The organism is Acidiphilium acidophilum, assembly GCF_033842475.1.
In the GTDB taxonomy this organism is placed as follows: domain Bacteria; phylum Pseudomonadota; class Alphaproteobacteria; order Acetobacterales; family Acetobacteraceae; genus Acidiphilium; species Acidiphilium acidophilum.
Window position 1 is genome coordinate 3,294,766 of the sequence record NZ_JAWXYB010000018.1, and the last position, 16,094, is coordinate 3,310,859.

Below are 16,094 nucleotides of genomic sequence, written 5' to 3' on the forward strand. Positions count from 1 at the left end.
GTTTACTCCCTTGTGTATTGTTTTAGCGATCGCAGCCTTGATCTAATTTTTTACCAATTTCAAGTTTTTTTATTCGTCTCTCGGCATACACGGGACCGAAAACGTCTCCTCGCCGCCCGATCCGGTCATATCCGCAAAATCCGCGTCGCTGCGGGCCCGCGCGATGGTGGCACCCGGGTCCATTGCGCGGCGAGCCGCAGCAGCGCGGGCGACAGTCGCGCCGCCTGAAACAGCGCCGCCTGGCCAAACCCGAACCGCGCCATTCCCGCCAGCACCGAGGCACGCGCGATCTGCCCGCGCACATCCCGCCGCACCCGGACATGATGAGCCAGCGCCGGCTCCCCCGCCAGAATCGCCGCCACCGCCACCGCAGCGCTGTGCAGCGCGATCGCCATGCCATCCCCGGTAAAAGACGGGATCACCGCCATCTGATCCCCGAGCCGGAACAACCCCGGCACATCATCCCCGCCCGGCCGATGCACGAACCCGTACGGCACCCGGAAAATCGTCAGCGGCTGGTCGAGTACCGCCACCGCCCCCCGCAACCGCGCATCCAGCACCCCGCACGAGGCCCGCAGCGCCGCAAGCAACCCGGCCCAGGTGCCGCCAGCCGCCCGATAACGCGCCCGCTCGATCAGCAGGGTGAAATTCGCCACCCCGTCCTCCACGAGCTGCAACCCGCCATACCCGTCCTGCCACAAATAGAGTTCGATATGCCGCGCCAGCACCGCCGTCTGCGCCGCATCCAGCCGGAAATACATCTTGAACCCGATCAGGTCCTCGACCGTCCCGACCCGCCGCCGCACCCCGCGCACCTCGTGCTTCCCGCTGGCCAGCACCACGATCGCGGGCCGCAGCGCCGCTTCCCCGGCCAGATCCACCCGAAGCCCGCCCTCGAACCCCACCTCACGCACCGCCACCCCGCGCCGCACCGTCACCCCCAGCGACTCCGCCCGCTCCAGCAACGCCGCATCCAGGGTCCGCCGCGTCACTCCCACCCCCTCGAACGGCAACCCGACCTCGACCACCCCCGCCCCGCGCACCAGCCGCAACCGCGATATCCGGTGCCCGCCGAGCGCAGCGACATCAAGCCCGATCGCCGCAAGCGAAGCCTGCGCCTCCACACTGAGAAACTCGCCACAAATCTTGTGAACCGGCGCCCGATCCCGCTCCAGCAGCGTCACCGCCCGCCCACCCGCAGCAAACCCGCCCAATGCCAGCCCGCACGCCGCCGCCCCGCCCGCCAGCCCCCCGCCGACCACGACGATTTCGCTCACTTGAGCCGCGCCACCGCATGACGAAACGGAAACCGCCACCCGACCCGCGCCGCCAGCCCGGCTTCATCGAGCCGCGCCCGCCACTCGCGGGCGGTAAACCCCCGCGCGATCGAAACCGTCCCGTCCAACGCCACGATCCGGTGCCACCCCGCCAGCCGCGCCAGATAGCGAAACCCGTAATAAGGGATCGCGTGCCGATGCAGGTCGGTAATGAACCAGCCCCGCCGCGCATGCCGGTCCATCCACCCGAGCAGCCGCACCAGCGCCGCATCGTCGAGATGATGCGTGAATTGCGACGTCACGATGAAATCCGGCGCCACCTCGGGCTCGAAATCGAACACATCCCCGGTGACATAATCGATCGCCATTCCCGCAGGCGTCGCCGCCCGCGCCGCCGCAGCACTGCGCGGATTGAGATCGATCCCGCCCAGCCGCACCGCAACCCCCCGCTTCGCCGCCCACCGCGAAATCGCCCGCAACAGATCGCCATCGCCGTAAGCGACATCGAGCACCGAAAACCCGTCATCCGGCGCCGCGGCCGCAAGCCACCGCAACACCGGACGATGCGTGAGCGTCACCCGGTTGAGCGTCGCCAGATCGCGGATGCACCGGTCATATACCGCCGGGTCCAGCGCCGGATCGTCCATCAGCTCGCCAGCCGTGCTGCGACGCGAAAGATCAGCCAAACCCGCCATCGAACCCCCTAGACCTTGCGAAACCGGAACGTCTCCGCCACCATCCCCGGCCCGAACGCCATCGCCATCCCGCGCGCCCCCGCGACCGCATCCGCCATCATCCGCCTCAGCACGAACATCACCGTGGCGGAGGACATATTGCCATGCGCCGCCAGCACCGCGCGCGAGGGCGCCAACGCATCGGGCGCCAACCCGAACCCGGATTCCACCGCATCGAGCACGGTCCGCCCGCCGCCATGCACCGCCCATAAATCGACCGCCTGGGTCCCCTCGCCGCGCAACAGCCCGCCATCATCGCCCCGCGCCAGATCCTCGCGCAACGCCTGCGCGATCTTGCCCGGCACCCCGCCCGAAAGATGCATCAGAAACCCCTGCGCCCCGATATCCCAGGTGATCAGATCCTCGGTCTGTGGAATCGTCGCCGCCCGGAAATCCGCCATCGCGAACCCCTCCGGCTCGGCGGTCACCAGCGTCGCCGCACACCCGTCGCCGAACAGCATGAAGGTCAGCGCGGTCTCCAGATCCCCGGTTTCCTGCAGATGCAGCGTGCATAATTCCAGATTCACCACCAGCACCCGCGCCGCCGGATCGGCCAGCACCGCCGCCTGCGCGATCCGCAACGCCGGCACCGCCGCCGAGCATCCCATGAACCCCACCAGCGTCCGCTGGATATCGGGCCGCAAACCCAACCGCCACGCAATATGCTGATCCAGCCCCGGTGCGGTGAACCCGGTGCAGGAGGCCACCACCAGATGCGTGATCTCCGCCACCGACCCGTTCAGCCCGAGCGCCGCGATCGCCTCCTCGGCCAGACCCGGCGCGGTCTTCTCATACTGCGCCATCCGCCGTCCGATATCCGGAAACGCCCCCCGCCGGTAGAAATCCTGCGCATCGACCTCGCCCTCGACCAGATCCCCCATGGCCAGATGCGAATACCGGTGCGTGATCGCCGCCCGCTCCGCCATCCGCGAAAACACCGCCGCCTTTCGCGCATCCAGCATGGTCCGTGCGTAATCCACGAACCCGTGGTGAATATCATGCTCCGGCACCGCGGTACCGATCCGGTTGATATGAGCAACGGTCATCAAACTCGCTTCCAGCAGAAGGGCACCTCGGCGGCGCACGTCACGGAACATGTGGACAAGCCGGAGCTCCACAAGCCAACATGACCAAAACGATAGATGCCGGAAGCTCACCACGCCGGACTAGGCGCGGGCTGCCACGCCTCGTGCCACCGATGCGGCCGCGAATTGTCGGGATCGGGCCCGATATACCGCCGATACCCCGCGATCCAGTCGCGTGCCATCATCGCCTGCGCCCGGCGCAACCCCACCCGATGATCGCACACCAGCCGCACCATCACCGCCTCAAGCCGATCCTTGGCATAGGACCCCCACGCCCCCGCCCCGAGATGCGGCTCCGGCCATAAATTCAGCGGCGATGCCGGCGATCCGCCCAGATCGAGCGGAATCAGATGATCCTCCTCGTAGTGCCAGGGCCGCCGGTCGGCATAGCCGAAGGTGCGGATCTGCCTCTTCTTCAAAGGCTCGGTATACGAAACCGGAGGCCGCACCGTCTGCGTCCATCCCCGCACGCAAATCGTCGTATCGATCGTCGCCGCCGTCACCGCCGGATTGATCGCCCCCGGCGTCCGCGCCCGATCGGGCAGCACCGATTGCGCCCACCCGAGGCCCGGAACCATCATCGCCAGAACGATCAATATCCACCGCATGACCGGTCTATACCGGCAAATCATCAAGATTACGTTAACAACGCCAACCCGCGCCGCAATCTCTCCACCGCCAGCGCCAGTTTGGCCGGGCTCTGGGCAAAACATAGCCGCAAATACCCTTCCCCCGCCGCACCGAACGCCACCCCCGGCGCCACCGCCACCTTGTGCTCGAGCGCCAGACGCCGCGCCAGCGCCAGACTGTCCGCCACCCCCTCGATCCGCGCGAACGCATAGAAACTCGCGGCCGGCGCCCGCAGCCGCACCCGGTTCAACCCCGCCAGCCCCTCCAGCACGATCCCCCGCCCCTCGGCACAGAATGCGCGAAAATCCGCCACGAACGCTTCGCATCCCAGCGCGGCCAGCGCCGCGGCCTGCGAATAGGGCGCCACGGTCGAATGGGTCACCTCGGTCAACTCGCCGAGCGCATCGCGCACCCGCGCCGGCACCACCAGCCACCCCACCCGGAATCCGGTCATCGCCCAGGTCTTCGAAACCGAATTCGCCACCATCACGCAATCATCCGGTCCGGCATGATCCAGCACCGAAGGCGCCGCCGCCGCGCCATCGAAGGTCAGGCGCGAATACACCTCATCGGAAAGCAGCCACACCCCGAGCCTGCGGCACAGCGCCACCACAGCCGCGATCTCGGCATCGCTCGCCATCCACCCGGTCGGATTGTTCGGCGAATTCAGGCAGAACACCCGCGCCCCGACGAGCACCGTCTCCAGCCGCGCCAGATCCAGCCGAAACCCGCCCGCGCCATCCTCATCGAGCCCGAACCGCACCAGCTCGGCGCCCCGCGCCAGCGCCGCCGCAGCCAGGTTCGGCCATTCCGGCTCATGGATCACCACCCGATCCCCCGCCCGGACCAGCGCGGCAAACGCCACCGCGATCGCCGCCATCCCCGAAGCGGTCACCACGATCCGCCCCTCATCGACCGGCAACCGGTGCAACCCGCTCAAATAGGAAGCCAACCCCGCCCGCAGCGCCGACTTGCCCCGGCTATCCACATAAAACGTCTCCCCCGCCGCCACGGCCCCCACCAGCGCCGCCGTCGCCGCCGCCGGCGGTGGATAATCCGATTCCCCGAACGCCAGATTGACAATCGCCGGGTCCCCGAACGCGATCCGCCCGATATCCCCGATCTTCGAGCGCGGCACCTCCGAAATCCCCATCGCGCCATGCATCGCCCCATGCATCATCCCGCTCGTCGCCCCACTCATCGCATCATCCCGATCACCCCGATTTCGGTCGCCACGGCATCCAGCCGCTCATCATGGGGCCCCACCGGCACCGCCGCCACCTCTTGGCAGGCAAAGGCGCAGCCGAGCCGGAACGCCCCTGGCATCGCCGCCAGCGTCCGGTCATAATACCCCGCCCCATACCCGAGCCGATTACCCTTCCGGTCGAACGCCAGCAGCGGCACCAGCACGAAATCCGGCACCACCACCTCCCCCACCGGGTGCGACGTCCCGAACCGGCCCGCCACCAGCGCCTCCCCCGGCATCCAGTGCCGAAACACCAGCGGCAGTCCCCGCTTCGGCGTCTCCGGCAGACACAATCGATGCCCCAGCGCCGACAAGGCCACCATCAGCGGCCGCACATCGATCTCATCCCCGATCGGCCAGAACCCCGAAACCACCGCCCCCGCCGGCGGCGCACAATCGGCCAGAACATGCGCCGCCAGCCGCTCGCCGCGATCGCCGCAGGAACCCGCCCGCCGCGCCAGCGCCGCCGCCCGCGCCGCCACCTTCGCAACCGCAAGCCCCTCGTCACGCATGGATCATCATCAGGATCGAAACTGGAAAGTGCGAAGCCGCCCTGGCCGTTGGCGATGTCATCCTCCCAAGGCCTGCAGAGCAGGTGGGCGCCGGAAATACCGGAACCACGGTTCCGACAGAGCCAGCTCCCTGGGAGTACTTATTGGCCCCGGGGATGAACGTGCCTGACGAACCGGGCAGCCTCGCCCGCATAACTTAAGGCTCCGCGAGGTCCGCTGCAATCTCTTCCGCACGCGCGGCGATGCGCCGCAGCCGCGCGTTATGCTCGGGCGAGGCCGCCCCGCCCGGCCTGGCATGCTTCGCCATCTCCAGCGACGCCTTGGTATCGTGCAACTCGTCGGCCAGGAGCAGCGCCGCCAGCACCAGCAGCCGCGATTCCCCCGACTGCCCGCCGATCGACTTGATGCTTCCCACCCGCCGATCGATCTCGGAAGCCATCTCCGCCAGATGCCCCTCCTGACCATCCTCGCAGCTCACCGCATAGGAATAGCCGTTGATCCGGATCGTCACCTGCGCCATCTAGCCGCCCTCCCCCTGCGCCGTATCGACCGGGGCGCCATCCCCGGCATCGTCCCCGGTCGCCGCCAGCGCCGCGCGCAGCTGCCCGATCATCCGGTCGAGCGCCTCCGCCACCTGCCGCCGCTGCTCATCCGGGCGCGGTCGATCCGGCCTGCCCGCACTGGCGGCAATCCGTCCCAGCGCGGCTTCGAGGCGATCCAGCGTGTCGATTTCGGTTTCCGGCTCACTCATGGCATGGTTATCGGAGATTTTGCGTTACATGGGAAGTCGGGAAACCCGATCGCCCGCCCCACCGCATCACGGCACAAGGAAACGATGCTCCATTTCTTCCACCACGCCCTCGAACCCTGGATCACCTCCTACGGCAGCCTCGCGGTCGCGGTCCTCGTCATGCTCGAAAGCCTCGGCCTGCCGCTGCCCGGCGAAACCGCCCTGGTCTCCGCCGCGATCTATGCCGGCACCACCCATCACATCGATATCGTCGTCCTGATCGCCAGCGCCGCCGCCGGGGCAAGTCTCGGCGGCATCATCGGCTACTGGATCGGCCGCCGCGCCGGCTACCCGGCATTGCTGCGCCACGGCTCGCGCATCGGCCTCACCGAACGCCGCCTGCTCGCCGGTCACTGGCTGTTCGAAAACCACGGCGGCAAAATCGTGGTGTTCGGGCGGTTCTTCGCCGTCCTGCGCGCCCTCGCCGCCCTGCTCGCCGGGGTCACCCGCATGGACTGGCGCCGCTTCCTGATCTTCCAGATCGCGGCCAGCATCCTCTGGGCCGGGCTCTACGGCGGTGCCGCCGACATCTTCGGCAAACAGATCGAACACGTCGCCGGCCCGGTCGGCGTCGCGATCGGCGTCGCCATCGTCGCAGCCATCATCGTCGCCGCCGTGATGTTCCACCGCCACGGCGACCGCCTCGAACGCATCGCCGCCGCCCGCGCGCAAAGCAAGCAATGATGAATTCCGCGCGGAGCAAGCAATCATGACCCCCCATCTGCTCATCGCCGGCCTCGGCTACAGCGGCACCGCCATCGCCCGCGCCGCCCGCGCCGCCGGCATGAGTATCACCGCCACCACGCGCGACCCCGCCGGAAAATCCCCGCCGGACGGCGTCACCCTGATCCCCTTCGCCGCCATCGGCGAGGTTTTGCCCACCGCCACCCACCTCGTCATCACCGCCGCCCCCACCGAAACCGGCGATCCCATCCTCACCGAGCACGAAGCGGGCCTGAACCGCGCAACCAACCTCCGCTGGATCGGCTATTGCTCCACCACCGGCATCTACGGCGATCACGGCGGCGGCGCGGTCGATGAAACCACCCCGCCCGCCCCCGGCACCGACCGCACCCGCCGCCGCGTCGCCGCCGAAACCGCCTGGTCGCAACGCGCGGCACACCACGCGGTCGACATCCTCCGCCTCGCCGGCATCTACGGCCCGGGCCGCTCGGTGCTCGACGACCTCCGCCACGGCACCGCCCGCCGGATCGACAAGCCGGGCCACAAATTCAGCCGCATCCATGTGGACGACATCGCCCACGGCACCATGGCCGCCATCGCCACCGCCACCACCGGCACCCGCATCCTCAACTTTGGCGACGACGAACCCGCCCCCAGCGCCACCGTCATCACCTACGCCGCCACCCTGCTCGGCATCGCCCCACCCCCACCCATCCCCTTCGAAGACGCGAAACGCACCATGTCCCCCATGGCCCTGTCCTTCTGGAGCGAAAACCGCGTCGTCCTGAACCACGACACCAAAACCGCCCTCGGCCTCGCATGGCGCTATCCGAGCTATCGGGAGGGGCTTGCGGCGATTATGGAAGTAGAGGGGAAGTAAGGAAGCGCTTCTTTTTTGTAAAAAAGAAGCAAAAAACTTTTATTCCCTGGGGCAAGGGCGCTTAAACCGGCACGAACCCAATTAACAAAGTTTTTTTGCTTCTTTTTGTTCACAAAAAGAAGTCTTACCCTTCCCTTACCGTACCTCCCTCGGCCTTCCGCCCACCCCGCTCATCGATCCCATCCTGAATTTCCTCCGCCACCGTGCCGTGGTTGAGCAGCGCGACCAGCGCCACCCCGCCCACGATGTTCCCCAGCAGGGTCGGGGCCAGAAATCCAGTCAGATATTGTCCGAACGAAGCGGTCCCGGTCAGCACGGCGTAGGCCGCTTCCGCCGATCCCGCGACGATGTGGGACAGTTTCGCGATAGCGACAACATAGGTGATCAGCAGCACCGTCAGCAACCGCGCCGAGCGCGCGCTCGGCAAAATCCACACCATCAGCGCGATCAGCCAGCCCGCGAACATCGCCCTGATAAAGGTCGCCGCGAACGCGTCATGGATCGCCTCGCGCGCAATCACCCCGAGCGAGTCAACCACCGCATCCGAAAACACGCCATGAACCAGCAGCAGCGCGGCGAACGCCCAAGTTCCCACCAGATTCATCACCAGCACGATCGCCCATAACCGCCCGACCGCCAGCGCCGTCTCGCCGTTGCGCCGCGTCAGCAGCGGCAGAATCGCGGTCAGCGTGCTTTCGGTGAATAATTGCTGCCGCCCGAGCACGGCGATGATGAATCCGACGCTGTAGCCGAAACTCGCGATCAGATGCCGCCATTTGCTCGCCGGCAGATCCGCGCGGATCAACGCCTCGGTCAGAAACGAAAACCCCATCGACAATCCGGCGGCAAACCCCGAAAGCGTCAGCGCCCCATTCGACCTCTCGAGTTCGTCCTCGCCCTCCTCGCGGATGATCTCATGGATCACCAGCGGCCTCAGCCCGGAATGCTGCGCCGCCTGCGACTGTTCGCCCTCATCGAGATGCGGCGAGTCCGATCCCGCCGCCTTGCCATCCTCGTCCATTCCGACTCCCATGCACGTTGTCCGCACATGATGATCGCGCCCGGTCAAGAGAAGACGAGACAGCACTGCTTTTTTGAAAAAAAGCAGCAAAAAACTCTTTTCAATCTGGTCTGCGGCTGTGGAACCGGCACCGCCCCGCGAATAGACGTTTTTTTGCTTCTTTTTTTACAAAAAAAACAGCGCTTCCCTCACTTCACCCGCGCCAAACTCTCCGCAATCGCCGCCTCGGCCGCCGCGCGTCCTTCCCAGCCGGTCACCTTCACCCATTTGCCCTTTTCCAGATCCTTGTAATGGGTGAAAAAATGTTCGATCGCATCGCGCGTGATCGCCGGCAGTTCCGAAACCTCGGTCACGCCGCTCCATTGCGGATGGATCTTGTCGTGCGGCACGCAAACGATCTTCTCGTCCATCCCCGCCTCGTCCTCCATCCGCAACACCCCGATCGGCCGCGCCCGGATCACCGCCCCCGGTACCACCCCCGCCGGCGTCAGCACCAGCGCATCCGCCGGATCGCCGTCATCCGCCAGCGTTCCCGGAATGAACCCGTAAGCCGCCGGATACGCCATCGGCGTGAACAGAAACCGGTCGACCATGATCGCCCCGCTTTCCTTGTCTACCTCATACTTCACCGCCGACCCCTGCGGGATCTCGATCACCACATGAATATCCGAAGGCGGCGCCTTGCCGGCTGAAAGCTTGCTCAGATCCATAAAAAATCTCCCGAAAAATCCTGCCCCGCCTTCTAGCCGCCGCACCGCATATTGCCAATCATGCCCGGCACTGGCCATACAGGCCCCGTGTGCGCCGGTAGCTCAACTGGTCAGAGCGGACCGCTCATAACGGTTTGGTTGCGGGTTCAAGTCCTGCCCGGCGCACCAGGTCACCACCCCACCCGGACCCGCCCCGCTCAGAAAATTCTGGCGGGGCTTGCCTTTTCATTCTATAATTCGAATAAGCTCGCCAATCCGTGTCCGGCCCCACAGGCCGGCCATGACGACGAGAAAAAAGCTGCCGATAGTGGAGAGAACCGACATGCGTGCGCAAAACCCGTTCTTCTGGCCGTTCCAGATGGTCTTCAGCGGCTTTTCCTCGGTCGGAAAATCAGCCGACCAAACCTATTGGGACAGCGCCGCCGTCGCGCGCACCACCCCGGTCATCCAGCGCATCACCTATAGCGACCTGTTCGCCGTCCTGTCCGAAGGCGCGCAGGATTTCGCCAAAACCCGCGCCGATGCCATCCTCCTGGTCTTCATCCTGCCGATCATCGGCGTCGCCGCCATCGTCGCCGCCAGCGGCCCCGGCTATGCCGACCTGCTGTTTCCCCTCCTGTCCGGCTTCGTCCTGGTCAGCCCGATCGCCGCGTTCGGCTTCTACGAAATGAGCCGCCGCCTCGAGACCGATCAGCGCGCCGGCTGGACCGATGCGCTCGGCGTCCTCACCTCGCCCGCCATCGGCACCATCGCCCTGCTCAGCCTGACCCTGATCTCCATCTTCATCCTCTGGATAGGTGCCGCCCATTTCCTGTTCGTCGCCTTCTCCGGCAAACAGCACCCGATCAGCCTCGGCGTCATGCTGGTCCACATCCTGACCCATCTGCGCGGTTGGGGCCTCATCATCAGCGGCTTCGCGGTCGGCTTCGTCTTCGCCGTCATCGTCCTCGCCCTCAGCGTGGTCTCCTTCCCGATGGTGCTCGATCGTCCCGAAGGCTTCGTCGGCGCCATCGGCACCTCGCTCAAGGCCTTCGCCTTCAATGTCGGCCCGCTGCTCGCCTGGGGCCTGATCGTCTCGCTCGGCCTGTTCGTCGGCGTCGCCTTCGCCCTGGTCGGCCTCGTGGTCGTCCTGCCCATCCTCAGCCACGCCACCTGGCACCTCTACCGCCGCCTCGTCCATTACTGACACCCCACAGCGGCGCACCACCCATCCAACGCGCAGGGGAGCGCCGCCTCGCGGGAACTTGATCCCGAATCCGCCCGGCAAACCGGAACATCATCGTAATATCCCGGCCATAATGGCAGGCGAGGCAAAAACACCTCTTGCCTCGCCGTTACGGTTGATATATTCCAATTCAATAATGCGTGTTCTAAGCTAAATTCGTAACTGTTGCCGAACAACTCCATAAAACAACATCGTCGGGGACGCCCCATGATCTGCAAGGTGACGCTGGATGACTGATCACACACTTCCCGATGCCGATGCGCATCATTACGGCCCGGCCACGGTCACCAGCCCGTTCACCCCGGTCGGCCTCAGCCCCTGGCCGCTCGCCATCGCTGTCTCCGCCATGGTCACCGCCGGCGGCGTGATCGCCTATACCTTCCACGAAGGCATCACCCTGCTCGCGGTCGGCCTGCTGATGTTCCTCGCCTCCATCGCCCTCTGGGCGCGCGATGCCCTGAACGACGGCCCCAACCTCATCAAAGCCGGCATCATCCCCCAAATCAGCTTCCGCTACGGCGTCACCCTGTTCATCGTCGCCGAGCTCATGCTGTTCGTCGCCTTCTTCTGGGGCTATTTCAACTTCTTCTTCTTCCCCGCGAAAATGGGCATCGGCCACGTCGCCGTCTGGCCGCCCGCCCATATCCACACCATCAACCCGCTCGGCGAACCCCTGTTCGCTACCCTGGTCATGCTCCTCTCCAGCACCACCCTGACCGGCGCGTTCGACGGCATCCTGCAAGGCAACCGCACCAACGCCGCCCTCGGCATGGCCGCCACCACCCTCCTCGCCATCGTCTTCCTGCTCGGCCAGATCTGGGAATTCGCGAACCTGCCCTTCCCGGTCTACCACGGCGGCATCTACCCCTCGCTCTTCCTCATCCTCACCAGCTTCGACATGCTGCACGTGATCATGGGCGTCATCCTGCTCGCCATGGCCACCATCCGCATCATGCGCGGCGCCTTCACCCCCGAGCGCTACGCCGGCTTCCAGACCATCGCCTGGTACTGGAACTTCGTCGACGTGCTGTGGCTGTTCATGTTCGTGTCCGTTTACTGGATCGGCGCCAGCGCCGTGACCGCAGGCTGACCCGTTTGACCCTCCGGAGACCAATCAATGTCCGATAACACCTTCCAGGCGGCCCACGGCCACGCCGTGTCCGACCATCACCACCACACCGACCGGAAATCCTTCCTCGGCCGCTGGTTCCTCAGCACCAACCACAAGGATATCGGCACCCTCTACATGGTGTGGGCGCTGGTCGCCGGCATCGAAGGCGGCGTGCTCTCCTTCATCATGCGCGCCCAGCTCGCCGAACCCGGCAACACCGTCGTCGCCAACGGTCAGGCCTGGAACGCCATCGTCACCGCCCACGGCCTCCTCATGATCTTCTTCCTGGTCATGCCCGCCCTGATCGGCGGCTTTGGCAACTGGATGGTCCCGATCATGATCGGCGCGCCGGACATGGCCTTCCCGCGCCTGAACAACATGAGCTTCTGGTTCCTGGTCATGGGCTTCTTCTTCGTCAACCTCGGCCTGCTGGTCGGCCCCGGCGCCGGTATCGGCTGGTCGCTCTACCCGCCCCTGTCCGATGCCCAGTACCAGCCCGGCCCCGCGGTCGACTTCACCCTGATGGGCCTCCAGCTCGCCGGCGTCTCCTCCCTCGCGGGCGCGGTCAACTTCATCGTCACCATCCTGAACATGCGCGCCCCCGGCATGAACATGTTCAAAATGCCCCTGTTCGTCTGGGCCATGCTGGTCACCTCCTTCATGCTCATGATGGCGGTCCCCGTCCTCTCGGGCGCCATCACCATGCTCACCATGGACCGCAGCTTCGGCACCTCCTTCTTCGAACCCGCCGGCGGCGGCGACCCGGTCCTGTTCCAGCACCTGTTCTGGTTCTTCGGCCACCCCGAAGTCTACATCATGATCCTGCCCGCCTTCGGCATCATGAACCAGGTCATCCCCACCTTCTCGCGCAAACCCATCTTCGGCTACGCCGGCATGGTCTACGCCACCTGCGCCATCGGCTTCGTCGGCTTCCTGGTCTGGGGCCACCACATGTTCGTCTCCGGCATCAGCCACGACAGCAAAGCCTATTTCGAAGCCGCCACCCTGGTCATCGCAGTCCCGACCGGCGTTAAAATCTTCACCTGGATCGCAACGATGTGGGGCGGCTCGATCGACTTCAAAGTCCCGATGCTCTGGGCCTTCGGCTTCATCTTCATGTTCACCGTCGGCGGCGCCACCGGCGTCGTGCTCGCCAATGCCGGCCTCGATACCGACCTGCACAACACCTACTTCCTGATCGCCCACTTCCACTACGTGCTCTCGATGGGCGCCACCTTCGCCCTCTTCGCCGGCTTCTACTACTGGATCGGCAAAATGTCGGGCAAACCCTACCCGGAATTCTGGGGCAAAGTGCACTTCTGGACCTTCTTCATCGGCACCAACCTCACCTTCTTCCCCCAACACTTCCTCGGCCTCGCCGGCATGCCCCGCCGCTACCCGGACTACCCGACCGCCTTCGCCGGCTGGAACTTCGTCTCCTCGGTCGGCGCCGCAGTCGATGCCCTCAGCATGCTGATCTTCTTCTACGTCATCGTGCGCATCTTCACCTCCAAGGAAGTCCTCGCCGACAATTACTGGGGCGAAGGCGCCACCTCCCTCGAATGGATGATCCCCTCCCCGGCCCCCGAACACACCTTCTCGGAAATCCCGGTCATCCGCTGAGTCTCCCTACAACTCGGCCGACAAAGCCCCCTCCGCACGTCTGTGCGGAGGGGTTTTTTTTGCCTCACTTGCGAAGGTGGCAGGGGAGTCAAGACTTCTTTTTGTGAACAAAAAGAAGCAAAAAAACTTCGCTCCTGTAGGACTGCGCCTTTGAAACCCCCCATGCCCCAGATCAAAAAAGTTTTTTGCTTCTTTTTTACAAAAAAGAAGCCCTTCCTTCCCTGCAATCCTCACCCCATCCCGCGCATAATCCAGCCAGCACTTCTTTTTGTGAACAAAAAGAAGCAAAAAAACTTCGCTCCCGCAGGACTGCGCCTTCGAAACCCCCCATGCCCCAGATCAAAAAAGTTTTTTGCTTCTTTTTTACAAAAAAGAAGCCCTTCCTTCCCGAACCGCCCCTCCCCAGCGCACCGCCACTCCACGCCGGCGCATTATTCTTGCATCGCAGCATGGCATGCGCGACAATCGGAATAATGCCGAATTCCGATCAGGTCAGTGCGCAGCCTCCCCTCATCGAAGTGGACCCCCTCGCCGCCCGCGAGGTGCGCGGCACCTGGCATCATGTATCGCGTTTCACCACCCTGATTGCGGTCATCATCGCCCTGATCCTGTGGCAGGCCGCGAGTGTCCTTCATATTTTCCCCCCGATTGCCTTGCCCTCACCGGTCGCGGTGTGGCGTGCCTTCATCCGGCTGCTGCTGCACGGTTATGGCGGCAATTCCCTGTTCGACGATATCTGGGTCAGTTCCGCCCGCATCGCGGTCGGTTTCGTCGCCGCGATCGTCCTCGGCGTGCCGATCGGCCTGCTGATGGCCCGCAACGCCTTCACCTTCCGCCTGATCGATCCGTTCCTGCAATTCGCCCGCCCCGTGCCGCCGCTGGCTTATATTCCGCTGCTGGTGGTCTGGTTCGGCATCGGTGAACTGCCGAAAATCCTGCTGATCCTGTTCGGCACCATTCCGGTCATCATCATCGGCACCATCTCCGGCGTCAAAGCCACCCCCGCCCTGCGCATCTCGGTCGCGAAAACCCTCGGCGCCACCGAAAGCCAGATCTTCCGCCACGTCATCCTGCCCTCCGCTCTGCCCGAAATCTTCACCGCCATGCGCGTCGGCATCGGCGTCGCCTGGACCTGTCTGGTCGCCGCCGAACTCATCGCAGCCGATAAAGGCCTCGGCTGGCTGGTCCAATATGCCGGTCAGGCCCTGCAGGTCGCCATCGTCATCGTCGGCATCATCGTCATCGGCCTGCTCGGCTACGCGATGGAACTGATCATCCGCCTGCTCGAACGCCGCGCCGTCCCCTGGCGCGGCCACAACTGACCCAACCGGAGCCCCCGATGCGCAAAACCGCCCTCGCCGCCCTGATCCTCTCCACCGTCATCACCACCGTCACCACCACCCCGGCCTGGGCCAAACCCAGCGTCGTCATCGGCTACGAAAACAACGGCGCCGATCCGTGGATGGTCAGCCAGGCCCAACATCTGTTCCAGAAAACCATGCCCGCCAACGTCCAGCTCAAATTCTTCGATTCCGGCCCCGCCGCCATGAGCGCCCTCGCCTCGAACTCCCTGCAATTCATGTGCGGCCTCGGCGTGCCGCCCTTCGTCGCCGCCATCTCCCAGGGCGTCCCCCTCGGCATCATCTTCAATCAGGAACGCTACACCAGCGCCGCCGGCATCGTCGTCCGCCCCGGCGGCGGCATCAAAACCATCGCCGACCTCAAGGGCAAAAAAATCGCCATCGTCGAAGGCTCCCAATCCTCCTTCGAACTCGCCACCTTCCTCGCCGAAGCCCACATCCCCTTCAGCGCCGTCCACCAGCTCAACATGTCGCCGCCCGAAATGCGCGTCGCCTGGACCACCAAAAGCATCGACGCCGCCATCGTCTGGGACCCGGTATTCGACGCGCTGCACAGCATGGGCGGCAAAATCCTGAAAACCGACGCCGACCTCCCGCCCGACGCCTCCTCCTACAATATCTGCATCGCCGACACGCAATGGGCCAAAACCCACCCCAAACTGGTCACCGACTTCATTCGCGCCCTCGACCAGGGCGTCACCTTCACCCGCACCCACCCCCACCAGGCCCTCGCCCTCATGGCCAAACAAGCCGGCATCACCATAGCCACCGCCAAAACCGAACTCGCCGGCTACCAGATCTTCTCCGCCAAAGACCAGACCACACCCCACGTCCTCGGCACACCCAAAACCGTCGCCACCTCGGCCACCACCAAAACCATCGAAAACACCGCCAAAACCCTCCTCAAAATCGGCCGCATCGACAAACTGCCCCCCCATCCCGCCAACGCCGTGCTGCCGCAATATGCCGAAACCGCAGCACACTGAAATGAGGTCGGGGAAGTCTAGACTTCTTTTTGTGAACAAAAAGAAGCAAAAAAACTTTGCTCCCTTGGGACTGCGCCGTTGAACACGCCCATGCCCCGGATCAAAAAAGTTTTTTGCTTCTTTTTTACAAAAAAGAAGCCCTTCCTTTTCTTCCAACAGCACGATGCAGCGATATGAGGGCAAGACAGGGTAAGACTTCTTTTTGTGAACAAAAAAAAG

17 protein-coding genes, 1 tRNA gene and 1 other RNA gene are annotated in these 16,094 nt (G+C 64.8%); 8 read left to right on the forward strand and 11 right to left on the reverse strand.

The window, feature by feature from the left end:
• Positions 1-125: 125 nt before the first annotated feature.
• The 9 genes from SIL87_RS18355 to SIL87_RS18395 all read right to left on the reverse strand — a co-directional run bounded on the left by SIL87_RS18355 (position 126) and on the right by SIL87_RS18395 (position 6,235).
• Complete coding sequence (locus tag SIL87_RS18355; RefSeq protein WP_319615592.1) at positions 126-1,277, reverse strand: NAD(P)/FAD-dependent oxidoreductase; 1,152 nt, start codon at positions 1,275-1,277, stop codon at positions 126-128.
• Positions 1,274-1,972, reverse strand: a complete 699-nt coding sequence (locus SIL87_RS18360; RefSeq protein ID WP_319615593.1) for a methyltransferase domain-containing protein — start codon at positions 1,970-1,972, stop codon at positions 1,274-1,276. The genes SIL87_RS18355 and SIL87_RS18360 overlap by 4 nt, the downstream gene beginning before the upstream one ends.
• An 8-nt stretch (positions 1,973-1,980) precedes the next feature.
• Positions 1,981-3,057: a type III polyketide synthase gene (locus SIL87_RS18365; protein WP_319615594.1), complete on the reverse strand. Its 1,077-nt coding sequence runs from the start codon at positions 3,055-3,057 to the stop codon at positions 1,981-1,983.
• Between the two features lie 107 nt (positions 3,058-3,164).
• Positions 3,165-3,704 carry a hypothetical protein gene (locus SIL87_RS18370; RefSeq protein WP_319615595.1) on the reverse strand — a complete coding sequence of 180 codons (540 nt, stop codon included), beginning with the start codon at positions 3,702-3,704 and terminating at the stop codon, positions 3,165-3,167.
• A gap of 29 nt (positions 3,705-3,733) precedes the next feature.
• Entirely contained in the window at positions 3,734-4,927 is a 1,194-nt protein-coding gene (locus tag SIL87_RS18375) for an aminotransferase class I/II-fold pyridoxal phosphate-dependent enzyme (RefSeq protein ID WP_319615596.1), read from the reverse strand.
• Complete coding sequence (locus tag SIL87_RS18380) at positions 4,924-5,484, reverse strand: 5-formyltetrahydrofolate cyclo-ligase (protein ID WP_319615597.1); 561 nt, start codon at positions 5,482-5,484, stop codon at positions 4,924-4,926. The genes SIL87_RS18375 and SIL87_RS18380 overlap by 4 nt, the downstream gene beginning before the upstream one ends.
• A 29-nt stretch (positions 5,485-5,513) precedes the next feature.
• Positions 5,514-5,671: non-coding RNA, 6S RNA (gene ssrS, locus SIL87_RS18385), on the reverse strand.
• 9 nt (positions 5,672-5,680) lie between these two features.
• Positions 5,681-6,004: a cell division protein ZapA gene (locus tag SIL87_RS18390; RefSeq protein ID WP_319615598.1), complete on the reverse strand. Its 324-nt coding sequence runs from the start codon at positions 6,002-6,004 to the stop codon at positions 5,681-5,683.
• Positions 6,005-6,235 (reverse strand): hypothetical protein, encoded by a 231-nt coding sequence (locus tag SIL87_RS18395; protein WP_319615599.1) that lies wholly within the window; start codon positions 6,233-6,235, stop codon positions 6,005-6,007.
• Positions 6,236-6,319: 84 nt separating this feature from the next.
• Here SIL87_RS18395 and SIL87_RS18400 point away from each other — a divergent pair, with 84 nt between their 5' ends.
• Both SIL87_RS18400 and SIL87_RS18405 read left to right on the forward strand, forming a co-directional pair.
• Positions 6,320-6,958 carry a DedA family protein gene (locus SIL87_RS18400; RefSeq protein WP_319615600.1) on the forward strand — a complete coding sequence of 213 codons (639 nt, stop codon included), beginning with the start codon at positions 6,320-6,322 and terminating at the stop codon, positions 6,956-6,958.
• A gap of 25 nt (positions 6,959-6,983) precedes the next feature.
• The gene (locus tag SIL87_RS18405) at positions 6,984-7,838 is read left to right on the forward strand and encodes a Rossmann-fold NAD(P)-binding domain-containing protein (protein WP_319615601.1); all 855 of its coding nucleotides are present in this window, start codon (positions 6,984-6,986) and stop codon (positions 7,836-7,838) included.
• A 124-nt stretch (positions 7,839-7,962) separates the two neighbouring features.
• On the opposite strand, the gene SIL87_RS18410 is transcribed toward SIL87_RS18405, so the two are convergent.
• Both SIL87_RS18410 and ppa read right to left on the reverse strand, forming a co-directional pair.
• Positions 7,963-8,871 carry a formate/nitrite transporter family protein gene (locus SIL87_RS18410; protein ID WP_319615602.1) on the reverse strand — a complete coding sequence of 303 codons (909 nt, stop codon included), beginning with the start codon at positions 8,869-8,871 and terminating at the stop codon, positions 7,963-7,965.
• A 176-nt stretch (positions 8,872-9,047) separates the two neighbouring features.
• Entirely contained in the window at positions 9,048-9,569 is a 522-nt protein-coding gene (ppa, locus tag SIL87_RS18415; RefSeq protein WP_319615603.1) for an inorganic diphosphatase, read from the reverse strand.
• Between the two features lie 91 nt (positions 9,570-9,660).
• Here ppa and SIL87_RS18420 point away from each other — a divergent pair.
• The 6 genes from SIL87_RS18420 (at position 9,661) to SIL87_RS18445 (ending at position 15,875) form a co-directional block, all read left to right on the forward strand.
• Positions 9,661-9,737 (forward strand) — tRNA-Ile (locus SIL87_RS18420).
• Between the two features lie 154 nt (positions 9,738-9,891).
• Positions 9,892-10,755, forward strand: coding sequence for a DUF2189 domain-containing protein (locus tag SIL87_RS18425; RefSeq protein WP_319615604.1), 864 nt, complete (start codon positions 9,892-9,894; stop codon positions 10,753-10,755).
• Positions 10,756-11,023: 268 nt separating this feature from the next.
• Positions 11,024-11,884, forward strand: a complete 861-nt coding sequence (locus SIL87_RS18430; protein ID WP_319615605.1) for a cytochrome c oxidase subunit 3 — start codon at positions 11,024-11,026, stop codon at positions 11,882-11,884.
• A gap of 27 nt (positions 11,885-11,911) precedes the next feature.
• Complete coding sequence (gene ctaD / locus SIL87_RS18435; protein ID WP_319615606.1) at positions 11,912-13,528, forward strand: cytochrome c oxidase subunit I; 1,617 nt, start codon at positions 11,912-11,914, stop codon at positions 13,526-13,528.
• A 473-nt stretch (positions 13,529-14,001) separates the two neighbouring features.
• The gene (locus tag SIL87_RS18440; protein ID WP_319615607.1) at positions 14,002-14,850 is read left to right on the forward strand and encodes an ABC transporter permease; all 849 of its coding nucleotides are present in this window, start codon (positions 14,002-14,004) and stop codon (positions 14,848-14,850) included.
• Between the two features lie 17 nt (positions 14,851-14,867).
• A complete protein-coding gene (locus SIL87_RS18445) occupies positions 14,868-15,875 on the forward strand; it encodes a taurine ABC transporter substrate-binding protein (RefSeq protein WP_319615608.1) in 1,008 nt (335 codons plus the stop codon).
• Positions 15,876-16,094: the final 219 nt, after the last annotated feature.

Bases quoted from the DNA above. Each gene is read 5' to 3' on its own strand.
- SIL87_RS18360 (WP_319615593.1), bottom strand. From the start codon at position 1,972: ATGGCGGGTTTGGCTGATCTTTCGCGTCGCAGCACGGCTGGCGAGCTG.
- SIL87_RS18365 (WP_319615594.1), bottom strand. From the start codon at position 3,057: ATGACCGTTGCTCATATCAACCGGATCGGTACCGCGGTGCCGGAGCAT.
- SIL87_RS18370 (WP_319615595.1), bottom strand. From the start codon at position 3,704: ATGCGGTGGATATTGATCGTTCTGGCGATGATGGTTCCGGGCCTCGGG.
- SIL87_RS18375 (WP_319615596.1), bottom strand. From the start codon at position 4,927: ATGAGTGGGGCGACGAGCGGGATGATGCATGGGGCGATGCATGGCGCG.
- SIL87_RS18380 (WP_319615597.1), bottom strand. From the start codon at position 5,484: ATGCGTGACGAGGGGCTTGCGGTTGCGAAGGTGGCGGCGCGGGCGGCG.
- SIL87_RS18390 (WP_319615598.1), bottom strand. From the start codon at position 6,004: ATGGCGCAGGTGACGATCCGGATCAACGGCTATTCCTATGCGGTGAGC.
- SIL87_RS18395 (WP_319615599.1), bottom strand. From the start codon at position 6,235: ATGAGTGAGCCGGAAACCGAAATCGACACGCTGGATCGCCTCGAAGCC.
- SIL87_RS18400 (WP_319615600.1), top strand. From the start codon at position 6,320: ATGCTCCATTTCTTCCACCACGCCCTCGAACCCTGGATCACCTCCTAC.
- SIL87_RS18405 (WP_319615601.1), top strand. From the start codon at position 6,984: ATGACCCCCCATCTGCTCATCGCCGGCCTCGGCTACAGCGGCACCGCC.
- SIL87_RS18410 (WP_319615602.1), bottom strand. From the start codon at position 8,871: ATGGGAGTCGGAATGGACGAGGATGGCAAGGCGGCGGGATCGGACTCG.
- ppa (WP_319615603.1), bottom strand. From the start codon at position 9,569: ATGGATCTGAGCAAGCTTTCAGCCGGCAAGGCGCCGCCTTCGGATATT.
- SIL87_RS18425 (WP_319615604.1), top strand. From the start codon at position 9,892: ATGCGTGCGCAAAACCCGTTCTTCTGGCCGTTCCAGATGGTCTTCAGC.
- SIL87_RS18430 (WP_319615605.1), top strand. From the start codon at position 11,024: ATGACTGATCACACACTTCCCGATGCCGATGCGCATCATTACGGCCCG.
- ctaD (WP_319615606.1), top strand. From the start codon at position 11,912: ATGTCCGATAACACCTTCCAGGCGGCCCACGGCCACGCCGTGTCCGAC.
- SIL87_RS18440 (WP_319615607.1), top strand. From the start codon at position 14,002: ATGCCGAATTCCGATCAGGTCAGTGCGCAGCCTCCCCTCATCGAAGTG.
- SIL87_RS18445 (WP_319615608.1), top strand. From the start codon at position 14,868: ATGCGCAAAACCGCCCTCGCCGCCCTGATCCTCTCCACCGTCATCACC.